This is a genomic window from Nonomuraea sp. NPDC004186, from assembly GCF_053603495.1.
Genome location: NZ_JBSGFQ010000034.1, coordinates 66,758 through 86,264 on the forward strand (window position 1 = coordinate 66,758; position 19,507 = coordinate 86,264).

Below are 19,507 nucleotides of genomic sequence, written 5' to 3' on the forward strand. Positions count from 1 at the left end.
CGTAGCGGCAGGGGAGCCGGCGGTGCCGCAAACTGACGGGTGAGCACTGGGACCACAGCGCTTCGGCATCCTGGCGACTCCGCTGAGCAGGGGCTCCTCCCAGGGGGCGAGGGGCCGGGGATGCGGCTCGTCCGAGAAGTGCACAACGACGGGCTTCACCAGTGCGAGCCCGTCGAAGAAGCCGGTGGCGTGGAGCGTCACCTCCAGCCGGCGCCTTGGCCTTCGGGGGTTCGGAGGCCAAGGCGCTCTTGGAGGCCGGCCAGGTGATTACCCGGCCGGCATCTGTCGTGAGGAGCGGGGGTCCGAGGGCAGTTCGGGTCGTTCATCGGTTATGGCACGCTCTGACCCATGCAACTCAGAACGGGCGCACCGCGCGACGCCGACCTCATCGCGGCGTTGCACGCCGAGAGCTGGCAGACGGCCTACGCCGGGATCATGCCCGCCTCCTTCCTCGACGGCCCGCTCCTGGAGGACCGAAAGGCGCTCTGGGCCGCCCGGCTCGGGGCCGGTGAGCCGGGCACCGTCGAGAACGCCTCCCACCTGCTGCTCGCCGAGCAGGACGACGCGCTGCAGGGTTTCACCTACCTGATCGCCCAGCCCGACGGCCGGGTCCTGCTCGACAACCTCCACGTCCGCCCCGCCCGCAAACGCTCCGGCATCGGACGCCTGCTCATGAGCCGCGCCTTCGGCTGGGCAGCCGCCAACCACCCCGGCAAGGCGGTCTACCTGGAGGTGCTCAGGGACAACGCCCCGGCCATCGCCTTCTACGAGCGATGCGGCGGCAGCGCCACGCGGGACTTCTGGGAGAGCGTGCCCGGAGGGGTCGAACTGCCCGTGATCGAGTACGCCTGGACGCCAGAAAGCGTCAAGGCCCTGGCCGGCTGATCAGGGGTTCAACCAGGAGAATCCGGTGTTGACCAGTTCGGCGAGGGCCTGGGGTTGGGTGAGAACGAGGAATCCGATGAAAAGGAATGCCGGTACGACCACGACGTACCCGAGGACGAGCCCCGCTATGGCCATGCCGTGGCCGGGCCTGATGCCGCGTTTCGTCTTGCCGGTGGCGGCATGGCCCAGGACGACGGCCACGATGGACGGGATCCCGAGCAGGAACCAACTGCTGAAGAGCCCGAGGATGCCGAAGATGAGGCTGGCGACGGCGAGACCCGAGGTGGGCGCCGGACCCCTCAGCGGGGGAAGGTGGTACTCGCCGCCTTCGTGCGGAGGCCGCATTTCGTCTCCGTCCTGAATGGGCTTGGATTCGCCACGATCCCCCACTTCTCCTGGCCGATCAAGAAGCGTTATTCCTTGATGACGTTGTCGCGTGGACCGCCGTAGACAGGGTTGCGGTCGTAACGCTTGTCGGTGACGAGCAGGCGGATCACTCCGGGCTCGCGGATGGACTCCTCCGCCTCCCAGACGACCCAGTCGTCGCCCACGGGAGTGGTCCGCGTGGGGCCCTCGCCGAATCCGCCCGGGTTACCCGGCGCGATCTCCATGATGAGGAAGGTGACCTTCAGTCCGCGCTTCCTGAGCTCGGGCAGGACTTCGCCGACGGTCTTCTCGTCCACCCGGAGCCCGGCGAGCGAGCGGCCCTTCACGGTCGCCAGCCGGTAGTCGGGCTTGACGTCCTTCCGCACGGGCTCGTCCTCCAGGACGCACTGCCCGATCGGCCCGGTCATCAGGATGGTGGTGGTGGTCTGCTCTCCGATCGTCCAGACGAAGGTCTGGCCGGGCTTGAACAGCTTGGTGTCGATCCGCATCTGCCAGCCGCGCCCCTCTTCTCCGGGAATGTTCTCCGGTACGGAGTACAGGCCCGGGGGGATGTCCTCGACGTGGGTCCCGCGCGGCTCCCGGCACATCTTGCCCGGAGGCACGTAGTCGACGATGGCGGGGACGTTGAGCTCCTGCAGTTGCCTTGTCAGCCCCGCGGCGTCACGGAAATCCCGCAGCTTGACGTACACGACGCCGTCGGAGTCCCTGGTGACCGCGTACGAAGGCGGCACGCCGGTCCGCAGCAGGCCCTGCCCCACCACGATGCCCACGGCGAGCGTGGCCGCCACGGCCAGCCCCAGGAACAGGCGCCGGGCCCGGTACGGGCGTGGGCGAGCCGCGGGCGGGCCGGGTTCGGTGGCGGTGATCGAGGCCAGCAGCGTCCGCGCCCCCGCGTCGGACGCCTGCCCCCCTGGCCGGCCCGGCTCCACTCGGGCCAGTGAGCGGGTGATCGTGTCGATGTCGTCGGTGTTCTTCACAGCTGCCTCTCCGCCGGGATCAGCCGGCTCTCCGACGTGAAACGGACGTCCGCCTCGGCCAGCGCGCGGGCGAAGCGCTTGCGGGCGCGGTGCAGCCTGATGCGTACGGCGTTGCGCGACAGGCCGAGCACGGCGGCGATCTCCTGCCGGTCCAGGCCCTCCCACGCGACCAGCGCCAGCAGCTCGCGGTCGTCGTCGGACAGGTTCCGGAAGACGTGCGCGATCGCGGACAACTCGACCCCGCTGTCGGGCGAGGCTCCGTACAGGTCGGCCATCTCGGTGTCGAGCTCCACGCTGCGCGCCTGACGGCGGACCTCGCCGCGATAGTGGTTGGCCAGCACCTTGCGTGCCGTGCCGTACAGCCACAGCGTGGCTTCCTCCCCGTCCGGGAGGTCGTGTATCCGCCGCCAGGCGACGGCGAAGGTCTCCGCCACCACGTCCGCCGCATCCTGCGGGGAGTCGCAACGGCGCGCCGCGTACGCCGTGATCAGGCCGTACGTTTCCTGGTAGACGGACTCGAACCTGGCCCGTTCCTCATCCACGAGGCATCCCCATGCCTGGCTCCTTCATAGTGCGATGTACGGACATCTGTGCCTATGTAGGGAGACGGGCCATCATTTCGCGTCAGAGCGGAGAAAGTTCGAGGGAGCTCAGTCAGTCGCGCGTTCGAAGGCGCTGAGCACGCGGGTGGTCGGGTCCGGCGCCCCCTCGTCCCGGAGGCGGTCGGTGAGGAGGAAATCGGTCAGCTCGAACGCGGCGGCGTGCTCGTCCTCGCTCAGGACGAAGACCCCGCCGGCGGCGTCGGGGTCCCAGCCATGCGTCAGCGCATGGTCGATGACCTCCCGCACGTCCTTCGGGGTCGGGTAGGAGTTGTCGCTCGCGCAGCCCCACGGCAGGACCGCCTTCGACAGCAGGTCCGCCTGGAGCACACGGCTGTTCTTCCCGGCGCCCCAGACCCGCAGGCGGACGCATCTGTGGCAGTCGCGCCCGCCGGACACGTGGTGGATCTCGCCCTTCCACACGAACTCCCGCCCACTCGCGCGGAGCTTGCGCAATCTCGTTCGTATGGTGCCCACCCCCGCGGCGAAGCCTAGCCGACCCGGCGAGCGGGAACGCCTGGTCATCCTTCGAAGCGGATCGTCGCCCCCCGGTCGGTGATCGACAGCACGCGGAAGTTGAGCGTGCGCTTGCTCCCGTACCGGAACTCCCCCCTGGCGCCCTCCCCCAGTGACGAGGTGAGGCCGGGGGCCCGCACGACGACCATGTCCTGGTTGAAGAGGCCGCCCATGTACTCCTTGGAGACGCGCACTCTGCCGAGGCCGTACGCGCTGGAGACGCGGAAGCTCACGGCCCTCGTGAACGTGAACTTACACTTCCCGTCGTAACAGGCCCGGAGGTTCGGAGCGGAGGCGGCGGCCGGGGTCGCGGCGAGGACCGGCGTCGCGACCAGCGCGCAGGCGAGGGTCAGGGCGGTGATGGCCTTCCGGGGGTGCATGGTCTCCCTTTCGTCGGCGGTTGCGGCCCCGTACGCCGTGCTCGCGTGGCTCGGCCGCAGGAGGTGAGGCCTTTCTACAAGGCATGCGCCGGGAGGGGTCCCGAGCGGAGGCGCTAACGCGGGCGGGCGAGGTCGTACACGGCGGCCACCAGGGAGAGGAAGACGAACAGCAGGACCACTGCCAGGCCGTGGCGGAAGGCGATCGCCCAGTCCGCGCCGAGCGCGCCGAAGAACGTGGAGCCGGCCGTCGCGATGCCGATCGCCGAGCCCAGCCGCTGGCCCGTCTGCAGGACCCCCGCCGCGCTCCCGCCGCCCTCGGGCGGCACCTCCGACAGGGTGATGGCCTGGTTGGGCGAGATGACCAGGCCGCTGCCGATGCCCGCGACCAGCAGCGGCAGGGCGGTGGCCAGGCCCGCGCCGGGCCCCGGCACCAGCACGGTGGCGGCCATGGTCGCCGCCAGGCCGGCGATCACCGTGAGCAGGCCGATGACCACCACGCGGCGTCCCGCGCGGGACACCAGCCGCCCGCCCACCACGCTGGACGACGCCGAGCCGAGGGCGAACGGCGTGATCGACAGGCCCGCCAGCAGGGGGCTGTAATGGAGGCCGCTCTGCAGGTACAGGGTGAAGATGAAGAAAATGCCGGTGAATCCGGCGAAGTAGAACAGCCCGATGGCCGTGCCGAGGCGATAGGAGCGTTTCCTGAACAGCGCCAGGTCCACGAGAGGCTCGCGGCGGTAGAACCGTTCCCACGTCACGAACCCGCCCAGGATCAGGAGCGAGGCGGGGATGATCAGCCATTTGGCGTTCCCCTCCCACTGGTGGCGCTGGATGAAGGGCAGCAGCAGGCCCGCCACCCCGACGCCCAGGAGGAGCACGCCCACCGGGTCCATGCTCTCCCGCCGCCGCGGCACGTCCTGGCGCGGGGCCGGCAGGACGTGCCAGGCCAGCGGCAGCAGGACCAGCCCGATCGGCACGTTCACCAGGAACACCCACCGCCACCCCAGCTCGGGCCCGGACAGGGTGACCAGTGCGCCGCCGATCAGCGGCCCGGCGGCCGTGGAGAGACCGATGGTGGCGCCCAGCGCGCCGAACGCCCGCCCCCGCTCGTGCCGCGCGAACATCTGCTGGATCAGCCCCGACACCTGCGGGTTCACCGTTCCGGCGGCCATGCCCTGCACGAGCCTGGCCGCGATCAGCACCTTCATGTCCCAGGCGAAGCCGCACGCCGCGCTGGCGAGCGTGAACAGCGCCACACCCCACATGAACAGCGTCCTGCGGCTCCTGGCGTCCCCCATACGCCCGGCCGGGACCAGCAGCAGGCCGAACGTCAGCGCGTAGCCGGAGACCGTCCACTGCAGGCCGTCCGCCGTCGCGTGCAGGCCGGCGCGGATCGACGGCAGCGCCACGTTGACGATGCTCACGTCCAGCCCGGTCATGAACGCCGACACCAGGCACACGGCCAGTGCATGCCGTCGCCTGTCGAACCCGGTGGTCTCCGCGCTCATGCCGTCCAGACTCTCACCGACCATCTGAGGGTTCTCTTACCGGGTATGGGGCGAGTAACGTCCGATCATGGACACGATGACCGTCGAGCAGAACGGCATCAACGCGGTCCCCGAGGCCGAGCGGCACGGCCGGCCGGGGGACCTCTTCTGGCCGTGGGCCGGCTCCAACCTCTCCCTGTTCGGTGTCGCCTTCGGCGTGTACATGGTCGGTCTCGGTCTGGGCGTGATCCCCGCGATCATCACCGGGGCGGTCGGGTACGCGCTGTCGTTCCTGCTGGTGGGCCTGGTCGCGGTCGCGGGGACGCGGTCGGGCGTGCCGACGATGACGCTGGGACGGGCGCCGTTCGGGTACCAGGGGAACAAGCTTCCCGCCGTTTTCTCCTACATCTCGAACGTCGGCTGGGAGATCGTGCTCGTCACGCTCTCCGCGCAGAGCGGCGCGGCGATCCTCGCGCGGCTCGCGCCCGGCGTCCCCGCCACCACGGCCACCGCCGTGTGCTTCGCCGTCGCGGCCGTCGTGGTGATCGCGGTCGGCGTGTACGGCCACGCCCTGATCATGGCGGTCCAGCGCTACCTGACGTACGCGTTCGTCGTGCTGACGATCGTCTACATGGCCCTCATGGTGCCGAAGCTCGGCGGGGCGCTGAAGAGCGACGCGGGTCCCGGCGAGTGGGTCGGCGGGGTCGTCTTCGCCATGACGCTGCTGGGTCTGGGCTGGGTCAACTGCGGCGCCGACTACTCCCGCTACCTGCCCTCGAACTCCCGGGCCAGGTCGGTGGCGCTGTGGACCACGCTGGGTGGCGCGGTGCCGCCCATGGTGCTGCTCGTGTTCGGCGTGCTGCTGGCGGGCGGCGATCCGAAGCTGGCCGAGGCCGCCGGGGGCGACCCGGTGGGCGCGCTGGCCCAGGCGCTGCCGACGTGGTTCCTGCTGCCGTACCTGCTGACCGCCATCGGCGGCTTCCTGGCCGGGGCGATCATGGACATCTACTCGTCCGGGCTGTCGATGCTGGCGCTCGGCGTGCCGGTCAGGCGGCACTACGCGGTGCTGATCGACGGCGTGCTCATGGTGCTCGGCGGCTACTACCTGCTGTTCGTGTCCAGCAGCTTCCTCGGCACCTTCCAGGCGTTCCTGGCGATCATCGGGGTGGTGATGGCGGCCTGGGTGGCGATCTTCCTGGTGGACATGTGGCGGCTGCGCGCGGGCGGCAGGTCGTACGACGAGCGGCTGCTGCGGCCGGGCGCGCCCGCGCTCAACTGGGCCGGGCTGGTCTCGCTGGTCGTGGCGTCGGCCGTGGGCCTCGGGCTGATCACCTCAGGCGACCCGAACATCGCCAGGATCGTCGGCTTCCTGATGAGCGACGAGATGAAGACGGGCACGTTCGCGGGGGCGAACATCGGCGTGGTCATCGCCCTCGTGCTGGCCGGGCTGCTGTACTTCCTGATCACCATCTTCACCGGGCGGCGCCGCGAGGCGTGACGGCGCCGAGTCCTGAGGTTACTCTTGGTGAGTAATGATGGACATTCCGTCGCGGTTGCTGCGGTGGGCGGTGCATGCCACGGCCTGCGGGCTTCTGGTGCCCGCGGTGGTGGGCTCGCTGCGCGAGGACCAGGTGGCCGTGGCCGTCGGGGGGCTGGTGCTCGGCTTCGCCTATGCCGCCGGTCCGCTGACGTCCGGAGGGCTGCGGGTCGTGTGGCTCGGGCTCGTGACGGCCGGATGGGTCGTGCTGGCGGTGGCGGCGCCGCCGTTCGTGTGGCTGGCGTTCCCGCTGCTGTTCGCGTACCTGGACGTGCTGCCGCTGTGGGGGGCGATGTTCGGGGTGGCGGTGCTGACCTCGGCGGCGATCCTGGCGGCGGTGTGGCACGCCGGTGAGCTGACCCTGCCGCTGGTGCTCGGGCCGGGCATCGGGGCCGCGGTGGTGACGCTGCTGGCGCTGGCCTGCAAGGCGCTGCGCCACGAGGTCGAACGGCCCGAGCAAGAGCCCTCGCTCAGGCCGTGACGATGACCCTGCGAAGACTCAGGCCGTGACGGCCCGAGCGAGGGCAGAGGCTCAGGCCGTGACGATGGCGAAGTCGGGTGTCGCGTGGTCGAGGACGGCGACCAGCCGTTGCAGCGCCCCCGTGTCCCCCTCGCGTTCCACGCCCCCGACCCCCTTGCCCGCCAGCAGCCCCACGAGCTGGTCCTTCGTCAGCCGCAGCGTCAGGTCGGCGCTCTCGTCCGCAGGCTCCCGCTGCTGGATGAGCGCGCCGTTCGAGAGCGTCGTACGGTACCGCTCCCCCAGGTCGGTCAGGTACCAGTCGATCGACAGCCGCTCGTGCCAGGCGCGCGGCCCGTCCACGCGGATGGCGAGCGAGTCGAAGATCTGCTCCACGGACAGCGCGGCGAGCAGGTCGAGCGAGCCGGCGTCCACGCTGGCGGGCACGATGCCGTCGGACAGCTCCAGGGCTCCCATGAGGTAGAAGTTGCGCCACACGGCGTTCTCGGCGCCGTGGCCGAGCCGGGTGTAGACCTCGGCGAGCAGGTCGCGGGCCTCCTTGTTGCCCTCGTCGGCGAAGACGGCGTGGTTGAGCAGCTGGGCGGCGAAGCGCAGGTCGTTCTCGTCGATGTAGCGCCTGGCGAACGCGACCACGGCCGAGCCGCCGCCCAGGCAGTCGACGTACCGGACGGCGCTCTCCCGCGGCGGGTGCTCCCACAGATGCGCCGGATTCCCGTCGAACCATCCCAGGTAGCGCTGGTAGACGGCCTTGACGTTGTGGCTGACCGAGCCGTAGTAGCCGTGCGTGTGCCAGGCCTGCTCCAGCTCGGGCGGCATGTGCATGGCCTCGGCGATCTCGGGCCCGGTCAGGCCCTTGTTGAGCAGCCGCAGCGTCTGGTCGTGCAGGTACGCGTACATGTCCCGCTGCTGTTCGAGGAAGCGGACGATGCTGTCGCGGCCCCAGGTGGGCCAGTGGTGCGAGGCGAAGGCGACGTCGGCGCGGTCGGCGAACAGCGTGACGGCCTCGTTCAGGTAGCGCGCCCAGGCGCGGGCGTCGCGGACCATGGCGCCGCGCAGGGTGATGACGTTGTGCTGGTTGTGCGTGGCGTTCTCGGCCAGGCACAGGACGCGGCGGTCGGGGAAGAGGAAGTTCATCTCGGCGGGGGCCTCGGTGCCGGGCGTGAGCTGGAAGAGCATCCGGATCCCGTCGACGGTCTCCTCCTGGCCGGTACGGGTGATGTCCGTCGTGGGCGGGATGAGCGACACGGTGCCCGTCGAGTTGGTCATGCCGAGGCCGCAGCCGATCTGGCCCTCGGGCGAGCGGGGCAGGGCGGGGCCGTACATGTAGACGGCCCGGCGGGTCATGGCCGGGCCCGCGTAGACGTTCTCCGACACCGCGTGCTCCATGAACCCCTCCGGGGCCAGGATCGGCACGCCTCCCCCGGTGACGCCGCGTACGCCGCCGAAGTGGTCGACGTGCGAGTGCGTGTAGACCACGCCGGTGACCGGGCGCTCGCCGCGGTGCTCGCGGTAGAGCCGGAGCGCGGCGGCGGCGCACTCCGTGGAGACCAGCGGGTCGATCACGAGGACGCCGCGCTCGCCCTCGACCAGGGTCATGTTCGACAGGTCCAGGCCGCGCACCTGGTAGACGCCCTGCGCGACCTCGTACAGACCTTGCCTGGCGCACAGCTGGCCCTGCCGCCAGAGGCTGGGATGGGCCGTCGCCGGGCACTCCCCCTGGAGGAAGTCGTAGGAGTCGTTGTCCCAGATGACCCGGCCGTCGGCCGCTTGGATCACTGCCGGACTCAGCTTCGCGATGAAGCCGCGGTCGGCGTCCGCGAAGTCGTCCTTGTCGTGAAATGGAAGGTCTGCCATGTCTAGCCGAGTGCCCAGGAATCACTCCACATAGCTCAATAAACATCCCTAATAGCATGAATCTAGGGCAATACGGACAGACCTGGCCCGGCTCCTCGGCGCCGAGTGATGGGGCCGTGTGGTTGGCTGGTCGGGTGGAAGCGTGCGTGTTCGACCTCGATGGCGTGCTGGTGGACTCCGAGCCCGTGTGGGAGGAGGTGCGCCGGGCGTTCGTCGCCGAACACGGCGGCACCTGGCAGCCCGACACGCAGTCCAGGCTCATGGGCATGAGCACCGGGGAGTGGGCCGCGTACCTGCACTCGCTGGGAGTGTCGATGCCTCCTGACGAGATCGCGCGTGGTGTGGTGGACCAGATGGCCGCCCGCTACCGCGACGGGGTGCCGCTGATGCCGGGGGCGGTGGAGACGGTGCGGCGGCTGTCCGACGCCGTCACGCTGGGGCTGGCCAGCTCGTCCCCGCGCAGGCTGATCGACGTGGTGCTGGACGCGGCCGAGCTCGACGAGTGCTTCGCGGCCACGGTCTCGACCGAGGAGGTCGCCCGCGGCAAGCCGGCGCCCGACGGATACCTCGAGGCCGCCCGGCGGATCGGGGCGGACCCGCGCAAGTGCGTGGCGGTGGAGGATTCGAGCAACGGGCTGCGTTCGGCGCACGCGGCGGGCATGCGCGTGATCGCCGTGCCGCACCCGCACTACCCGCCCGCCCCCGACGCGCTGGCCCTGGCCTGGCGCGTCCTGCCCGGCCTCGACGAGCTGACCGCCGATCTGCTGCTCGTTTGACCGCACCCCCGGGTCGCTCACGCGAACGCCGAGGCCGGGTGGCTATGCTTACGGAATCGTGCGAGACATCACGGTTTTCTCTGGAAGCGCCCACCCTGAGCTGGCTGAAGAGATCTGCAGGCATCTGGGTACGCCACTCCACCCGGTGCGCATCGAGCGCTTCGCCAACGACGTCCTCGAAGTACAGCTCCAGGCCAACTGCCGTGAACGCGACGTGTTCCTCATCCAGCCGCTCGTGCCGCCCGTACAGGAGCATCTGGTCGAGCTGCTGCTGATGCTGGACGCGGCGCGGGGCGCGTCCGCGGCGCGGACCACTGTGGTCCTGCCGCATTACGCCTATGCCAGGTCGGACAAGAAAGACGCCCCGCGCATCTCGATCGGCGCGCGGCTGGTCGCCGACCTGATGGTGGCCGCGGGCGCCAGCCGGGTGCTGGCCATGACGCTGCACTCTCCGCAGGTGCACGGCTTCTTCAGCGTCCCCGTCGACCACCTGCACGCGCTGCGCGAGCTGGCCGCGCACTTCCGCCAGTACGACCTGTCGAACACGGTCGTCGTCTCCCCCGACCTCGGCAACGCCAAGGAGGCCGCCCACTTCGCCCGGCTGCTCGGCACCGGCGTCGCCATGGGCGCCAAGCAGCGCTTCAGCGACGACCGCGTGGTGATCAGCTCCGTGATCGGCGACGTCACGGGCAAGGACGTGATCATCCTGGACGACGAGATCGCCAAGGGCAGCACGGTCATCGAGCTGCTCGACCGGCTGCGCGAGCAGGGGGTCCGCTCGGTGCGGGTGGCCTGCACGCACGGGCTGTTCGCGGGCGGGGCTGTGGAGCGGCTGAGCGCGCTGCCGGAGGTCGAGGAGATCGTCTGCACCAACACCGTGCCGTCGCCCAAGCCCAGCGACAAGCTCACCGTGCTGTCGATCGCGCCCGCGCTGGCCGAGGCCATGCGCCGCATCCACGACGGGGAGTCGGTGAGCGCGTTGTTCAACGCGTCGTGACGACCTGACCGGAGCCGCGCGGAACCGCTGTGATCTGCGCGGCTTTCCCACTCGGCGGTTTATCGATCATAGTGACCAGTATGCACGCGGCCACCGAACGACTGCTGAGCGACTTTCTCCGGGGCGTCGAACCGGCCGTGCCCTTGGTCGCCTTATGGGCACACGGTTCGCTCGCCACCGATGACTATCAGCCCGGCCGCAGCGATCTGGATCTGATCGCCGTCATCGACGCCCCGGTGACGATGGAGCAGTGGCGCCGGATCAAGGCCGTCCACCGGGCGCTCGACGGGCCGCTGGCCGCGCACCTGCACTGCTCGTACCTGGCCAGGGAAGAGCTGGCCGACCCCTCGATCGAGCACGTGACCTGGGCGCACGAGCGCATCTTCCGCCGTCCCGTCAGCGCGGTCACCCGCCGCGAGCTGCACGAAGGGGCCCTGGAGCTGTACGGCCCGCCGCCCGCCGGGCTGCTGCCGCCGGTGTCGGACAAGGAGCTGACCGACTTCGTACGCGGCGACCTGCGCGACTACTGGCTCGTCAAGACGCGGGCCCGGCGGCGCTGGCTGCGCGACATCTGGGTGGACCTGGGCCTGCTCACGGTCGCCCGGGCCACGGTCACGCTGCGGGAAGGGCGGATGATCAGCAAGCGGGAGGCCCTCGACGTGCTCGCCGAGCTCGGGGCGCCGGAGAACGTGGTGGCCGACATCCGGGCACGCAGGTACGGCACGGCGCGGCCGGTGCTGAGCCGGTTCAGGAGGGGGAGGCTGGCCCGCGCGTTCCTCAGGTCCGCCATCAGGAAGGCCCTGACCTGAGGGTCGCCGTGAGCTCGGCCAGCGCCCGCGTGATCTGCTCCGGGGTCAGGCCGAGCACCGAGCGCTGGTAGCCGTACACCTCGGGGGCAAGGGGCGCGAGCAGGACGTCCACCAGCGCGTCGGGATCCGGGGTGCGGGCCGCGACCAGGAGCGCGCGCACGTGCGCCCGCCAGAAGCCGTACGCGCCCGTCTCGAAGCGCGAGCGGCCCACCTCCGAGCCGAGGACCAGGTGCCGGTGGTCCTCCAGCAGGCGCACCATCGCGGCGTAGAAGGCGGCGAGCCGCTCGGCGGGCGGCGCTCCCGGGCCGAGCGGCGGGTCGCCGCGCAGCAGCCGTTCCTGCAGCGCCCGCTCGTGCTCGTCGAGGAGCGCGACGGCGATCGACGCCCGGTCGGGGTAGCGGCGGTAGAGCGTGCCCCGACCCACTCCGGCCTTTTTGGCGATGTCGTCCATCGTCACGTCCTGCGGGAGCCGCTCCGCGAAGAGCTGCGCGGCCGCCTCCAGGATGCGCGCGCGGTTCCGCGCGGCGTCGGCTCTCTCCATGCGTCCGATTGTATGTGGACACGGCGTCCGGTTATATTGACGTGGACAGCGTGTCCGCTTAGAACCTTTCAAGGGAGAGATCATGCTGCTGCATCTGGACGCGAGCGCGCGCCGGGCGTCGTCGTTCTCGCGCAGGTTGTCCGCCGTGTACGCCGACACGTGGCGGGCCGCGCATCCCGATCGCCGGTACGCGTACCGGGACCTGGCCGCGCAGCCCGTGCCGCACATCGGCGAGGCGTGGACCGAGCTCTGCGACCACATCCTCGAACACGAGATCACCGACATTTCGCGCTATCGGGAGGCGGTGCGGACGCCCGCCCAGCGGCAGGCGTGGGCCGTCGTGGAGCCCCTGCTCGACGAGGTGGTGGCGGCCGAGGTGATCCTGATCGGCACGCCGATGTACAACTACTCGATCCCCTCCTCGCTCAAGGCCTGGCTCGACCAGATCACGTTCCCGAAGATGTCGCTCGAAGGCCGCTCGTTCGTGGTGACGAGCGCGCGGGGCGGCGCGTACGGGCCGGGCACGCCCCGCGAGCCCTACGACCACCAGGAGCGCTACCTGCGCGACTTCTTCAAGGGGCACTTCAGGGTCGAGGACGTGACGTTCATCCACGCGGAGCTGGTCAACGCGCGGCTCGACCCGGCCCTGGCGCACCTGCGCGACAGCCACGAGCAGTCCCTGGCGGCGGCGCTCAAGGAGGCGGCCCGGTGAACTGGATCGTCCTGTTCCTCGCCGGACTCGTCGAGGTGGCGTGGTCGCAGAGCATCAAGCCGACGCAGAACTTCACCCGGCCGGTGCCCACGCTCGTGTCCCTCGTCCTGATGGCCGCCGCCGTCTGGCTGCTGTCCCAGGCGATGAACACGCTGCCCGTCGGCACCGCGTACGCCGTCTTCACGGGCATCGGCGCGGTCGGCGCGATCACCCTGGGCATCGCGCTCAACGGCGACCCCGTCTCGGTCGGCCGGATGGCGGCGCTCGGCCTGATTGTCGGAGGGATAGTCTTGGCGCGAGTTACCACCTAAACCAGGGGAAGGGCGGCAAATGGGGGAAATCAGGCAGTCCTATCTGGTGGCCGCGACGTCGGCAGTCTCGCTGCTGCGCGATCCCGCCGTGGCGGCGGCCTGGGACAAGCCGAGCGCGCTGACCGAGTTCAGCGTCGCGGGGCTGGCGGGGCACCTGGCCCACCAGCTCGTCCGTGCCCGTGACGTGCTCGTCCCCGACGGGGTGGCCGGCGAGCCGGTCGGGCTCCTGGAGCACTATTCGAGGTCGCCGTGGGTGCAGGCGGGGCTCGACCACGAGAGCAACGTGAGCGTCAGGCGCGGCGGCCAGGCCGCCGCCGCGGACGGGCCCGGGGCGCTGGTGGACCGGACGCAGGAGCTGCTCGACCTGCTGACCGCCGCACTGCCCGCCGAACCCGACGACCGGGTCGTGGGCCTGCCGTGGACGGGGTGGTCGCTGCGGCTCGACGACTTCCTGCTCACGCGGCTCGTGGAGCTGGTCGTGCACTCGGACGACCTGGCGGCGAGCGTGGGGCTGGACACGCCGGAGCTGCCGTCCTCGATCATCGATCCCGTGGTCGAGCTCCTGGCCCGGCTGGCCGTCCACCGGCACGGGGCCACGGCGGTCATCCGCACGCTCAGCCGCACCGAACGCGCCCCCGCCACCATCAGCGCCTTCTGACCGTCTCGTCAGGAAGCGAATGAGCGCAGGGCCGTGACGACCTCGCGGCCCGACAGGGCGCTGTCCGGGTCGAGGAGCCACTGCGACAGGAAGCCCGTCAGCAGCGCCTGGTAGAGCGTCCCCGCCAGCCGCTCACGCTCCGGATCACCCCCCAGCTCCACCCCCTCGAACAGCTCGGCCAGCCCCAGCCGCGCCTCCCCGGTGGCCCGCACCAGTTGCTCGCGCACCTCCGGCAGGTGGTCGATCTGCCCCAGCAGCTCGAACTGCGTCAGCCACAGCGGCCGCAGGCGGGTGAACGACTCCACCACCCGATCCCAGGCCGTCTCGAACCGCTCCAGCGGCGTGGCGTCCGGTTTGACGTCGGCCGTCAGGGTCTGCGCCAGGTCGTCTCCCCACTCCCGCATCGCCTCGAAGAGCGCCTCGTTCATCAGCGCCTCCTTCGACTTGAAGTGGTAGCCGATGCCCGCCAGGCTCACCCCGGACGCGTTGGCGATGTCGCGCGCCGTCGTACGCGAGTAGCCCTTTTCGATCAAGCATCGCTTGGCCCCGGCCAGCAGATCTTCCCTGTTTCCCATACTCGCAGCCTAGCACAAACGTCTTGAAAATTCGTCCTAGACAAGTGTCTGAGACATGTGTACCGTCAGGGCCATGACGAAGAGCATCCTCATCTCAGGCGCAAGCATCGCCGGCACCGCGACCGCGTACTGGCTCAGGCGGCACGGCTTCGACGTGACCGTGGTCGAGCGGGCCCCCGCGATCCGCGAGGGCGGCTACAAGGTGGACATCCGGGGCGTGGCCCTCCAGGTCATCGAGCGGATGGGCCTCATGGAGGCGGTCCGCGCGGCGAGCACGGACATGCGGATCGCCACCCACTACGACGCCAGGGGCAGGAAGATCGCGACCATGGACGCCGACCTGTTCGGCGGGCGCACGGGCGACGACGCCGAGATCATGCGCGGCGACCTCAACGAGCTCCTGTACGACCTCACCCGCCGCGACGTCGAGTACGTCTTCGACGACTCCGTCACGGGCATCGCGGCGGACGGCACGGTGACGTTCGAGCGCTCGGCGCCCCGCAGGTTCGACCTGGTCGTCGGGGCCGACGGCGCGCACTCCAACACCAGGAGGATCGCCTTCGGCGAGGAGTCCCGGTACGCCCGCGACCTCGGCTACTACATCTCCATCTGCACCGTCCCCAACACCCTGGGCCTGGACCGCGAGGAGGCCGTGCACGTGGCCCCCGGCCGGACCGCGAACGTCTACAGCACCCGCCAGGACACCCGCGCCAAGGCGCTGTTCATGTGGTCGTCCGAGCCGCTGGCCTACGACCACCGCGACGTCGAGGGCCAGAAGGAGCTGCTGGTGAAGGCCATGGCGGGGGTCGGCTGGGAGGTGCCCGCGCTGCTGGAGTCCGTACGCGACGCCAAGGACTTCTACTTCGACTCGGTCACCCAGATCCACATGGACCGCTGGTCCACGGGGCGCGTCGTGCTGGTGGGCGACGCGGCGTACTGCGCCTCGCCGGCCGCCGGGCAGGGCACGAGCCTGGCGCTCGTGGGCGCGTACGTGCTGGCCGGCGAGCTGGCCGGCGGCGGCGGGACGGAGGGCTACGAGCGCGAGATGCGCGAGTTCGTCGAGGCCAACCAGGCGCTCGGGCCGGCCAACGTCAAGGGCATGGTGATCGGCTCGTCCCTGGCCGTCTGGCTCCAGACCAGGATGATCAGGCTGCTCCCGCACCTGCCCGGCCGCGACCGGATGATCGACAGGATCGCCGGCCCCATCCACCGCGCCGCGAACGCCATCTCGCTCAAGAATTATTCGGAATGAAGCGTTCCGTTCTGCTATAGTAAGAGCAGAACATTCCGTTCCGAAGAAAAAGGGGTTCGCCATGACCATCCTCGTCACCGGAGCCACCGGGACCGTCGGCCGTCTCGTCGTCGAGGAGCTCCTCGCGGCCGGGCAGCACGTACGCGCCCTGACCAGGAACCCCGCCAAGGCCGGACTCCCCGAGAGCGTCGAGGTCGTCGCCGGTGACCTCGCCCGGCCCGAGACGCTGAAGGACGCCTTCGAGGGCGTCACCGGCGCGCACTTCATCAACTTCGCGGGCGACGACTACGCGCCCCTGCCGGACGGCGCCGCGATCGTGGAGCTGGCCGTCAAGGCGGGCGTGCAGCGGGTCACCGTGCTGGGCGGCCGCGAGGACGGCCCGCTCGAGCAGGCGCTGGCCGCGACCGACCTGGAGTGGACGCTGCTGCACCCGGTCGAGTTCATGTCCAACACGCTGCGCTGGTGGGCGCAGACGGTGAAGACGGAAGGCGTCATCAAGGAGCCGTTCGGCGACCGGCTGAGCGCCCTCGTGCACGAGCGCGACATCGCCGCCGTGGCCGCGACGGTGCTGGTCGAGGGCGGCCACGGCGGCAGGACGTACGTGCTGACGGGTCCCGAGGCGATCACGCTCAGGCAGAAGGTCGAGATCCTGGGCACGTCGATCGGCAGCCGCGTCGAGTACGTGGAGCTGACCGTGGACGAGGCGCGGGCCAAGTGGGCCGCCGACGGCATGGGCGAGCAGACCATCGAGTTCCTCGTGCAGGCCCTGGGCAACACCCCGGAGGTCGGCTACACGGTGGTCCCGACCGTGCGCGAGGTCACCGGCCGGGACGCGCGCAGCTTCGCTCAGTGGGCCTCGGAGAACGCCGACGCGTTCCGGGTGTGATCGGTGACCTCGGGATGGTCCTCGACCGGAGTCCGCTTACCGAGCAGGTGCAGGTCGAGGAAGCTGACCAGGTGAGCGCGGGTGATCCGCAGCGCCCGCGCGCCGTCCAGCTCCTGCGCGGGCAGACCGAGCGCCGGCCTGAGCACCGCGTAGTCGACGAACGCCGAGTGGTCGGTCCCCGCCACCGTGATCCAGCGCTTCCAGCCCTTCAGGTTGACCCAGGCCTTGTCCCAGGAGCCGTAGCCGGGGGCGTGCCCCGGCGCCCCGACCAGCATGAACGGCCGGTCGAGCGGCTCGTCCAGCGCGAACGTGCCGTCCAGGTTGACGCCGGCCTTGATCCGGGTGTCGGCCAGCATGGTCTGGGCGGTGGCGTACCCGCCCATGGAGTGGCCGACCATGGCGATCCTCGACCGGTCGATCGCCTTGCCCCACCGGCCCTTGACCAGCTCGCCGAGCACGAACCGCACGTCCTTGACCCGGCTCGCGGCCACCTTGACGTTGTCCTGGCCCTTCACGCAGGCCAGGCAGGTGGTGGTCCGGCCGTCGGGGAACGTGGTCGCGACCGACTCGTACGTGTGCTCCACCGCCGCCACCAGGTATCCCCTGCTCGCCAGCTCCTCGGCCAGCGAGGTCAGGGTGGCGCGCGGGAAGGAGAAGCCCGGCGACATGACGACCAGGGGCAGCCTGCCCCCTCTCACGGGGGCGTCGAGCCTGGCGTACGTCCTGGTCTTCGTGAGCGCGTCCGGGGAGACGCCCGGGAAGCCCTTCACGATGGCGGCCGACTCCTGGGGCGTCACGTACGGCGCGGGCCGCCCCACGGCCTTCCTGGCCGGGTACCAGAGCGAGACCATCAGCTCCCGCCGGGACGCCTCGGGGTTCCAGGGGTCGGGGCGGCTCGAATCCACGAGGTGCAGGCTGGTCGTGCCGACGGGCCTCGGCCCGGTCGGCTTCGGAAGGGCGAGGTCGGCCGCCTGCGCCGGAGCGGCTCCGGCGAGGACGGCCAAGGACATCGCGACTGTCGCGAGGGTTTTACGCATGGGCCCAGGCTGGTGCCGGAGGCCGCCGCCCGGGACGCCCCGATCGTCGATCGGCTCTTACTACTTTCGTCGTAATGTCCCTTTCCGGGCGGCCCATACGCTGTGAGGCATGCGGTTCGTGCTGCTCGGCGCCGGTGTGTTCGCGGCCTCGCTGTTCGTGGTGCAGGGGCAGGCCGGGGTGCCGTCGAGCCTGCCGCTCCCGGTGCTCGTCGCGGTCGCCACGGTCGCGGGCCTGGCCGCCTGGCAGGCGCGGCGGTCCTGGTGGCCGCTGGCCGCGGTGGGCGCCGCCGGCTACGTGTGGCTGGTGATGTGGCCGCCGCTGCTGGTGGCCTCCTACTTCGCGGGCCTCACCCTGAGCGGGCGCCGCCTGGCCGCCTACCTCGGCGGCTGCCTGGCCGTGTGCGGAGTCGCCGCGCTCGCGGGCGCGGGGCGGAGCGGCCCGTACGAGCTGATGACCGCCACCACGGGCAACGCGCTGATCCTGGCGCTGGCCGTGATCGGGCTGCCGCTGGCACTCGGCCTCCTGGTACGCACCCGCCGGGACGCGGCCAGGGAGCGTGCGGAACGCCGCGAGCACGAGCAGGTCATGCGGGCCGAGCAGACCAGAGCGCAGGAGCGGGCCAGGATCGCCAGGGAGATGCACGACGTGGTCGCGCACCGGGTCTCGCTCATGGTGCTGCACGCGGGGGCGCTGGAGATGCGGGCGTCCGACGAGGAGACCGAGCGGGCCGCCGCCCTGATCGGCGGAATCGGGCGCGAGGCCCTGGCGAACCTGCGCGACGTGCTCGGCGTCCTGCGCACGCCCGAGAACCCTCCGCTCCGGCCACCGCCCGCCCTGGGGGACCTCGACCGGCTGCTCGACCAGTCCCGTGCCCTGGGCATCGCGGTGACCAGGCACGACGAGGGCGAGGCGCGGCCGGTCGAGCCGACCGTGGAGCGGACGGCGTACCGGGTGGTCCAGGAGGCGCTGACCAACGTGCACAAGCACGCGGGCGACGCCGCCACGGACGTGCTCATCCGCTACGGGCCCGAGGAGCTGGAGGTGGAGGTGCGCAACGAGGCGCCGAAGGAGCCGCCCGGGGAGCTGCCCGGCGCGGGCTGGGGCCTGGTGGGCCTGCGGGAACGGGTGGAGCTGCTCGGCGGCACCCTGCGTACCAGCGCCCAGGACGGCGGTGGCTTCCTCGTGAGCGCCAGGATCCCGGCATGATCAGGGTGCTCGTCGTGGACGACGAGGAGCTCGTCCGTTCGGGGCTGCGGCTGATCCTGGAGGCGGCGGGCGACATCGCGGTCGCCGGCGAGGCCCGCGACGGCGCCGAGGCCGTCTCCGCCGTGCGGCGGCTGCGGCCCGAGGTCGTGCTGATGGACGTCCGCATGCCGGGCATGGACGGCCTGACCGCCGCCGCGCGGCTCCTGTCCGTGCCGGACGCGCCCAAGTTGATCATGCTGACCACGTTCGACCTGGACGAGTACGTGCACGAGGCGCTACGCCTGGGCGCGGTCGGGTTCCTGCTCAAGGACACCCCGCCGAGAGAGCTGGCCGCCGCCGTCCGCACGGTCGCCGGCGGCCAGGCCATGCTCTCGCCCTCGGTCACCAAGCGCCTGATCGCGTCGTACGCCAACCGCGCCCCCTCCCGCGCCGAGGTGGCGCGCAGGCAACTCGACCGGCTCACCGGGCGGGAGGAGGACGTGATCAGGGCCGTCGCCCGCGGCCTGTCCAACGCCGAGATCGGCCGCGAGCTACGCCTGACGGAGGCGACGGTGAAGGCGCACGTCAGCCGCGTGCTGGCCAAGCTGGGCCTGGCCAACCGCGTCCAGGCCGCCATCCTGGTCCACGACGCCGACCTGGGCTAGAC

23 protein-coding genes are annotated in these 19,507 nt (G+C 71.0%); 13 read left to right on the top strand and 10 right to left on the bottom strand.

The annotated features are described in order from the left end of the window. The first annotated feature begins 348 nt into the window (after nucleotides 1–348). Nucleotides 349–885, top strand: a complete 537-nt coding sequence (locus tag ACWEPL_RS26625; RefSeq protein WP_363961939.1) for a GNAT family N-acetyltransferase — start codon at nucleotides 349–351, stop codon at nucleotides 883–885. Here the strand turns inward: ACWEPL_RS26625 and ACWEPL_RS26630 are convergent, their stop codons facing one another. From ACWEPL_RS26630 to ACWEPL_RS26655, 6 genes are all read right to left on the bottom strand, one after another. After that, nucleotides 886–1,230, bottom strand: a complete 345-nt coding sequence (locus ACWEPL_RS26630; protein WP_363961937.1) for a DUF4190 domain-containing protein — start codon at nucleotides 1,228–1,230, stop codon at nucleotides 886–888. Between the two features lie 68 nt (nucleotides 1,231–1,298). Then, a complete protein-coding gene (locus tag ACWEPL_RS26635) occupies nucleotides 1,299–2,249 on the bottom strand; it encodes a hypothetical protein (RefSeq protein ID WP_363961935.1) in 951 nt (316 codons plus the stop codon). Beyond that, nucleotides 2,246–2,791 (bottom strand): RNA polymerase sigma factor, encoded by a 546-nt coding sequence (locus ACWEPL_RS26640; RefSeq protein ID WP_363961933.1) that lies wholly within the window; start codon nucleotides 2,789–2,791, stop codon nucleotides 2,246–2,248. Before ACWEPL_RS26640 ends, ACWEPL_RS26635 begins: the two co-directional genes overlap by 4 nt. A 108-nt stretch (nucleotides 2,792–2,899) precedes the next feature. Further along, complete coding sequence (locus tag ACWEPL_RS26645; protein WP_452437774.1) at nucleotides 2,900–3,304, bottom strand: hypothetical protein; 405 nt, start codon at nucleotides 3,302–3,304, stop codon at nucleotides 2,900–2,902. A 65-nt stretch (nucleotides 3,305–3,369) separates the two neighbouring features. Next, nucleotides 3,370–3,744, bottom strand: coding sequence for a hypothetical protein (locus tag ACWEPL_RS26650; RefSeq protein ID WP_363961931.1), 375 nt, complete (start codon nucleotides 3,742–3,744; stop codon nucleotides 3,370–3,372). Nucleotides 3,745–3,857: 113 nt separating this feature from the next. After that, on the bottom strand, nucleotides 3,858–5,276 hold the full coding sequence (locus tag ACWEPL_RS26655) for an MFS transporter (protein ID WP_452437775.1): 1,419 nt from the start codon (nucleotides 5,274–5,276) through the stop codon (nucleotides 3,858–3,860). Nucleotides 5,277–5,319: 43 nt separating this feature from the next. Here ACWEPL_RS26655 and ACWEPL_RS26660 point away from each other — a divergent pair, with 43 nt between their 5' ends. Both ACWEPL_RS26660 and ACWEPL_RS26665 read left to right on the top strand, forming a co-directional pair. Continuing rightward, nucleotides 5,320–6,729 carry a purine-cytosine permease family protein gene (locus ACWEPL_RS26660; protein WP_452437776.1) on the top strand — a complete coding sequence of 470 codons (1,410 nt, stop codon included), beginning with the start codon at nucleotides 5,320–5,322 and terminating at the stop codon, nucleotides 6,727–6,729. 34 nt (nucleotides 6,730–6,763) lie between these two features. Next, on the top strand, nucleotides 6,764–7,249 hold the full coding sequence (locus ACWEPL_RS26665; protein ID WP_350741911.1) for a hypothetical protein: 486 nt from the start codon (nucleotides 6,764–6,766) through the stop codon (nucleotides 7,247–7,249). 51 nt (nucleotides 7,250–7,300) lie between these two features. On the opposite strand, the gene ACWEPL_RS26670 is transcribed toward ACWEPL_RS26665, so the two are convergent. Continuing rightward, nucleotides 7,301–9,100, bottom strand: coding sequence for an alkyl/aryl-sulfatase (locus tag ACWEPL_RS26670; RefSeq protein ID WP_452437777.1), 1,800 nt, complete (start codon nucleotides 9,098–9,100; stop codon nucleotides 7,301–7,303). A gap of 146 nt (nucleotides 9,101–9,246) precedes the next feature. Here ACWEPL_RS26670 and ACWEPL_RS26675 point away from each other — a divergent pair, with 146 nt between their 5' ends. The 3 genes from ACWEPL_RS26675 to ACWEPL_RS26685 all read left to right on the top strand — a co-directional run bounded on the left by ACWEPL_RS26675 (nucleotide 9,247) and on the right by ACWEPL_RS26685 (nucleotide 11,682). Continuing rightward, nucleotides 9,247–9,876, top strand: a complete 630-nt coding sequence (locus ACWEPL_RS26675; RefSeq protein ID WP_449910038.1) for an HAD family hydrolase — start codon at nucleotides 9,247–9,249, stop codon at nucleotides 9,874–9,876. A 58-nt stretch (nucleotides 9,877–9,934) separates the two neighbouring features. Continuing rightward, nucleotides 9,935–10,873 carry a ribose-phosphate diphosphokinase gene (locus ACWEPL_RS26680; RefSeq protein ID WP_363961920.1) on the top strand — a complete coding sequence of 313 codons (939 nt, stop codon included), beginning with the start codon at nucleotides 9,935–9,937 and terminating at the stop codon, nucleotides 10,871–10,873. An 80-nt stretch (nucleotides 10,874–10,953) separates the two neighbouring features. Next, nucleotides 10,954–11,682 carry a nucleotidyltransferase domain-containing protein gene (locus ACWEPL_RS26685; RefSeq protein ID WP_452437778.1) on the top strand — a complete coding sequence of 243 codons (729 nt, stop codon included), beginning with the start codon at nucleotides 10,954–10,956 and terminating at the stop codon, nucleotides 11,680–11,682. Here ACWEPL_RS26685 and ACWEPL_RS26690 read toward each other — a convergent pair. Next, complete coding sequence (locus tag ACWEPL_RS26690) at nucleotides 11,663–12,223, bottom strand: TetR/AcrR family transcriptional regulator (RefSeq protein WP_350741902.1); 561 nt, start codon at nucleotides 12,221–12,223, stop codon at nucleotides 11,663–11,665. The genes ACWEPL_RS26685 and ACWEPL_RS26690 overlap by 20 nt on opposite strands. An 82-nt stretch (nucleotides 12,224–12,305) precedes the next feature. On the opposite strand from ACWEPL_RS26690, the gene ACWEPL_RS26695 reads away from it, so the two are divergent. The 3 genes from ACWEPL_RS26695 to ACWEPL_RS26705 are packed head-to-tail and all read left to right on the top strand — an operon-like array spanning nucleotide 12,306 to nucleotide 13,904. Then, nucleotides 12,306–12,935 carry an FMN-dependent NADH-azoreductase gene (locus tag ACWEPL_RS26695; protein WP_364259181.1) on the top strand — a complete coding sequence of 210 codons (630 nt, stop codon included), beginning with the start codon at nucleotides 12,306–12,308 and terminating at the stop codon, nucleotides 12,933–12,935. Then, a complete protein-coding gene (locus ACWEPL_RS26700) occupies nucleotides 12,932–13,246 on the top strand; it encodes a DMT family transporter (RefSeq protein ID WP_350741898.1) in 315 nt (104 codons plus the stop codon). The genes ACWEPL_RS26695 and ACWEPL_RS26700 overlap by 4 nt, the downstream gene beginning before the upstream one ends. A gap of 19 nt (nucleotides 13,247–13,265) precedes the next feature. Continuing rightward, on the top strand, nucleotides 13,266–13,904 hold the full coding sequence (locus ACWEPL_RS26705; protein WP_363961910.1) for a maleylpyruvate isomerase N-terminal domain-containing protein: 639 nt from the start codon (nucleotides 13,266–13,268) through the stop codon (nucleotides 13,902–13,904). 8 nt (nucleotides 13,905–13,912) lie between these two features. Here the strand turns inward: ACWEPL_RS26705 and ACWEPL_RS26710 are convergent, their stop codons facing one another. Further along, complete coding sequence (locus tag ACWEPL_RS26710) at nucleotides 13,913–14,479, bottom strand: TetR/AcrR family transcriptional regulator (RefSeq protein WP_363961908.1); 567 nt, start codon at nucleotides 14,477–14,479, stop codon at nucleotides 13,913–13,915. 73 nt (nucleotides 14,480–14,552) lie between these two features. On the opposite strand from ACWEPL_RS26710, the gene ACWEPL_RS26715 reads away from it, so the two are divergent. Both ACWEPL_RS26715 and ACWEPL_RS26720 read left to right on the top strand, forming a co-directional pair. Continuing rightward, complete coding sequence (locus tag ACWEPL_RS26715) at nucleotides 14,553–15,731, top strand: FAD-dependent monooxygenase (protein WP_452437779.1); 1,179 nt, start codon at nucleotides 14,553–14,555, stop codon at nucleotides 15,729–15,731. Nucleotides 15,732–15,792: 61 nt separating this feature from the next. Further along, on the top strand, nucleotides 15,793–16,617 hold the full coding sequence (locus ACWEPL_RS26720) for an NmrA family NAD(P)-binding protein (RefSeq protein WP_452437780.1): 825 nt from the start codon (nucleotides 15,793–15,795) through the stop codon (nucleotides 16,615–16,617). On the opposite strand, the gene ACWEPL_RS26725 is transcribed toward ACWEPL_RS26720, so the two are convergent. Then, a complete protein-coding gene (locus tag ACWEPL_RS26725) occupies nucleotides 16,578–17,654 on the bottom strand; it encodes an alpha/beta hydrolase family protein (protein WP_363961903.1) in 1,077 nt (358 codons plus the stop codon). The two genes, ACWEPL_RS26720 and ACWEPL_RS26725, sit on opposite strands and share 40 nt — an antisense overlap. Before the next feature lie 109 nt (nucleotides 17,655–17,763). Here ACWEPL_RS26725 and ACWEPL_RS26730 point away from each other — a divergent pair, with 109 nt between their 5' ends. Together ACWEPL_RS26730 and ACWEPL_RS26735 are read left to right on the top strand one after the other, a co-directional pair. Next, complete coding sequence (locus ACWEPL_RS26730; RefSeq protein WP_452437781.1) at nucleotides 17,764–18,861, top strand: histidine kinase; 1,098 nt, start codon at nucleotides 17,764–17,766, stop codon at nucleotides 18,859–18,861. Next, nucleotides 18,858–19,505, top strand: a complete 648-nt coding sequence (locus ACWEPL_RS26735) for a response regulator (RefSeq protein WP_452437782.1) — start codon at nucleotides 18,858–18,860, stop codon at nucleotides 19,503–19,505. Before ACWEPL_RS26730 ends, ACWEPL_RS26735 begins: the two co-directional genes overlap by 4 nt. Nucleotides 19,506–19,507: the final 2 nt, after the last annotated feature.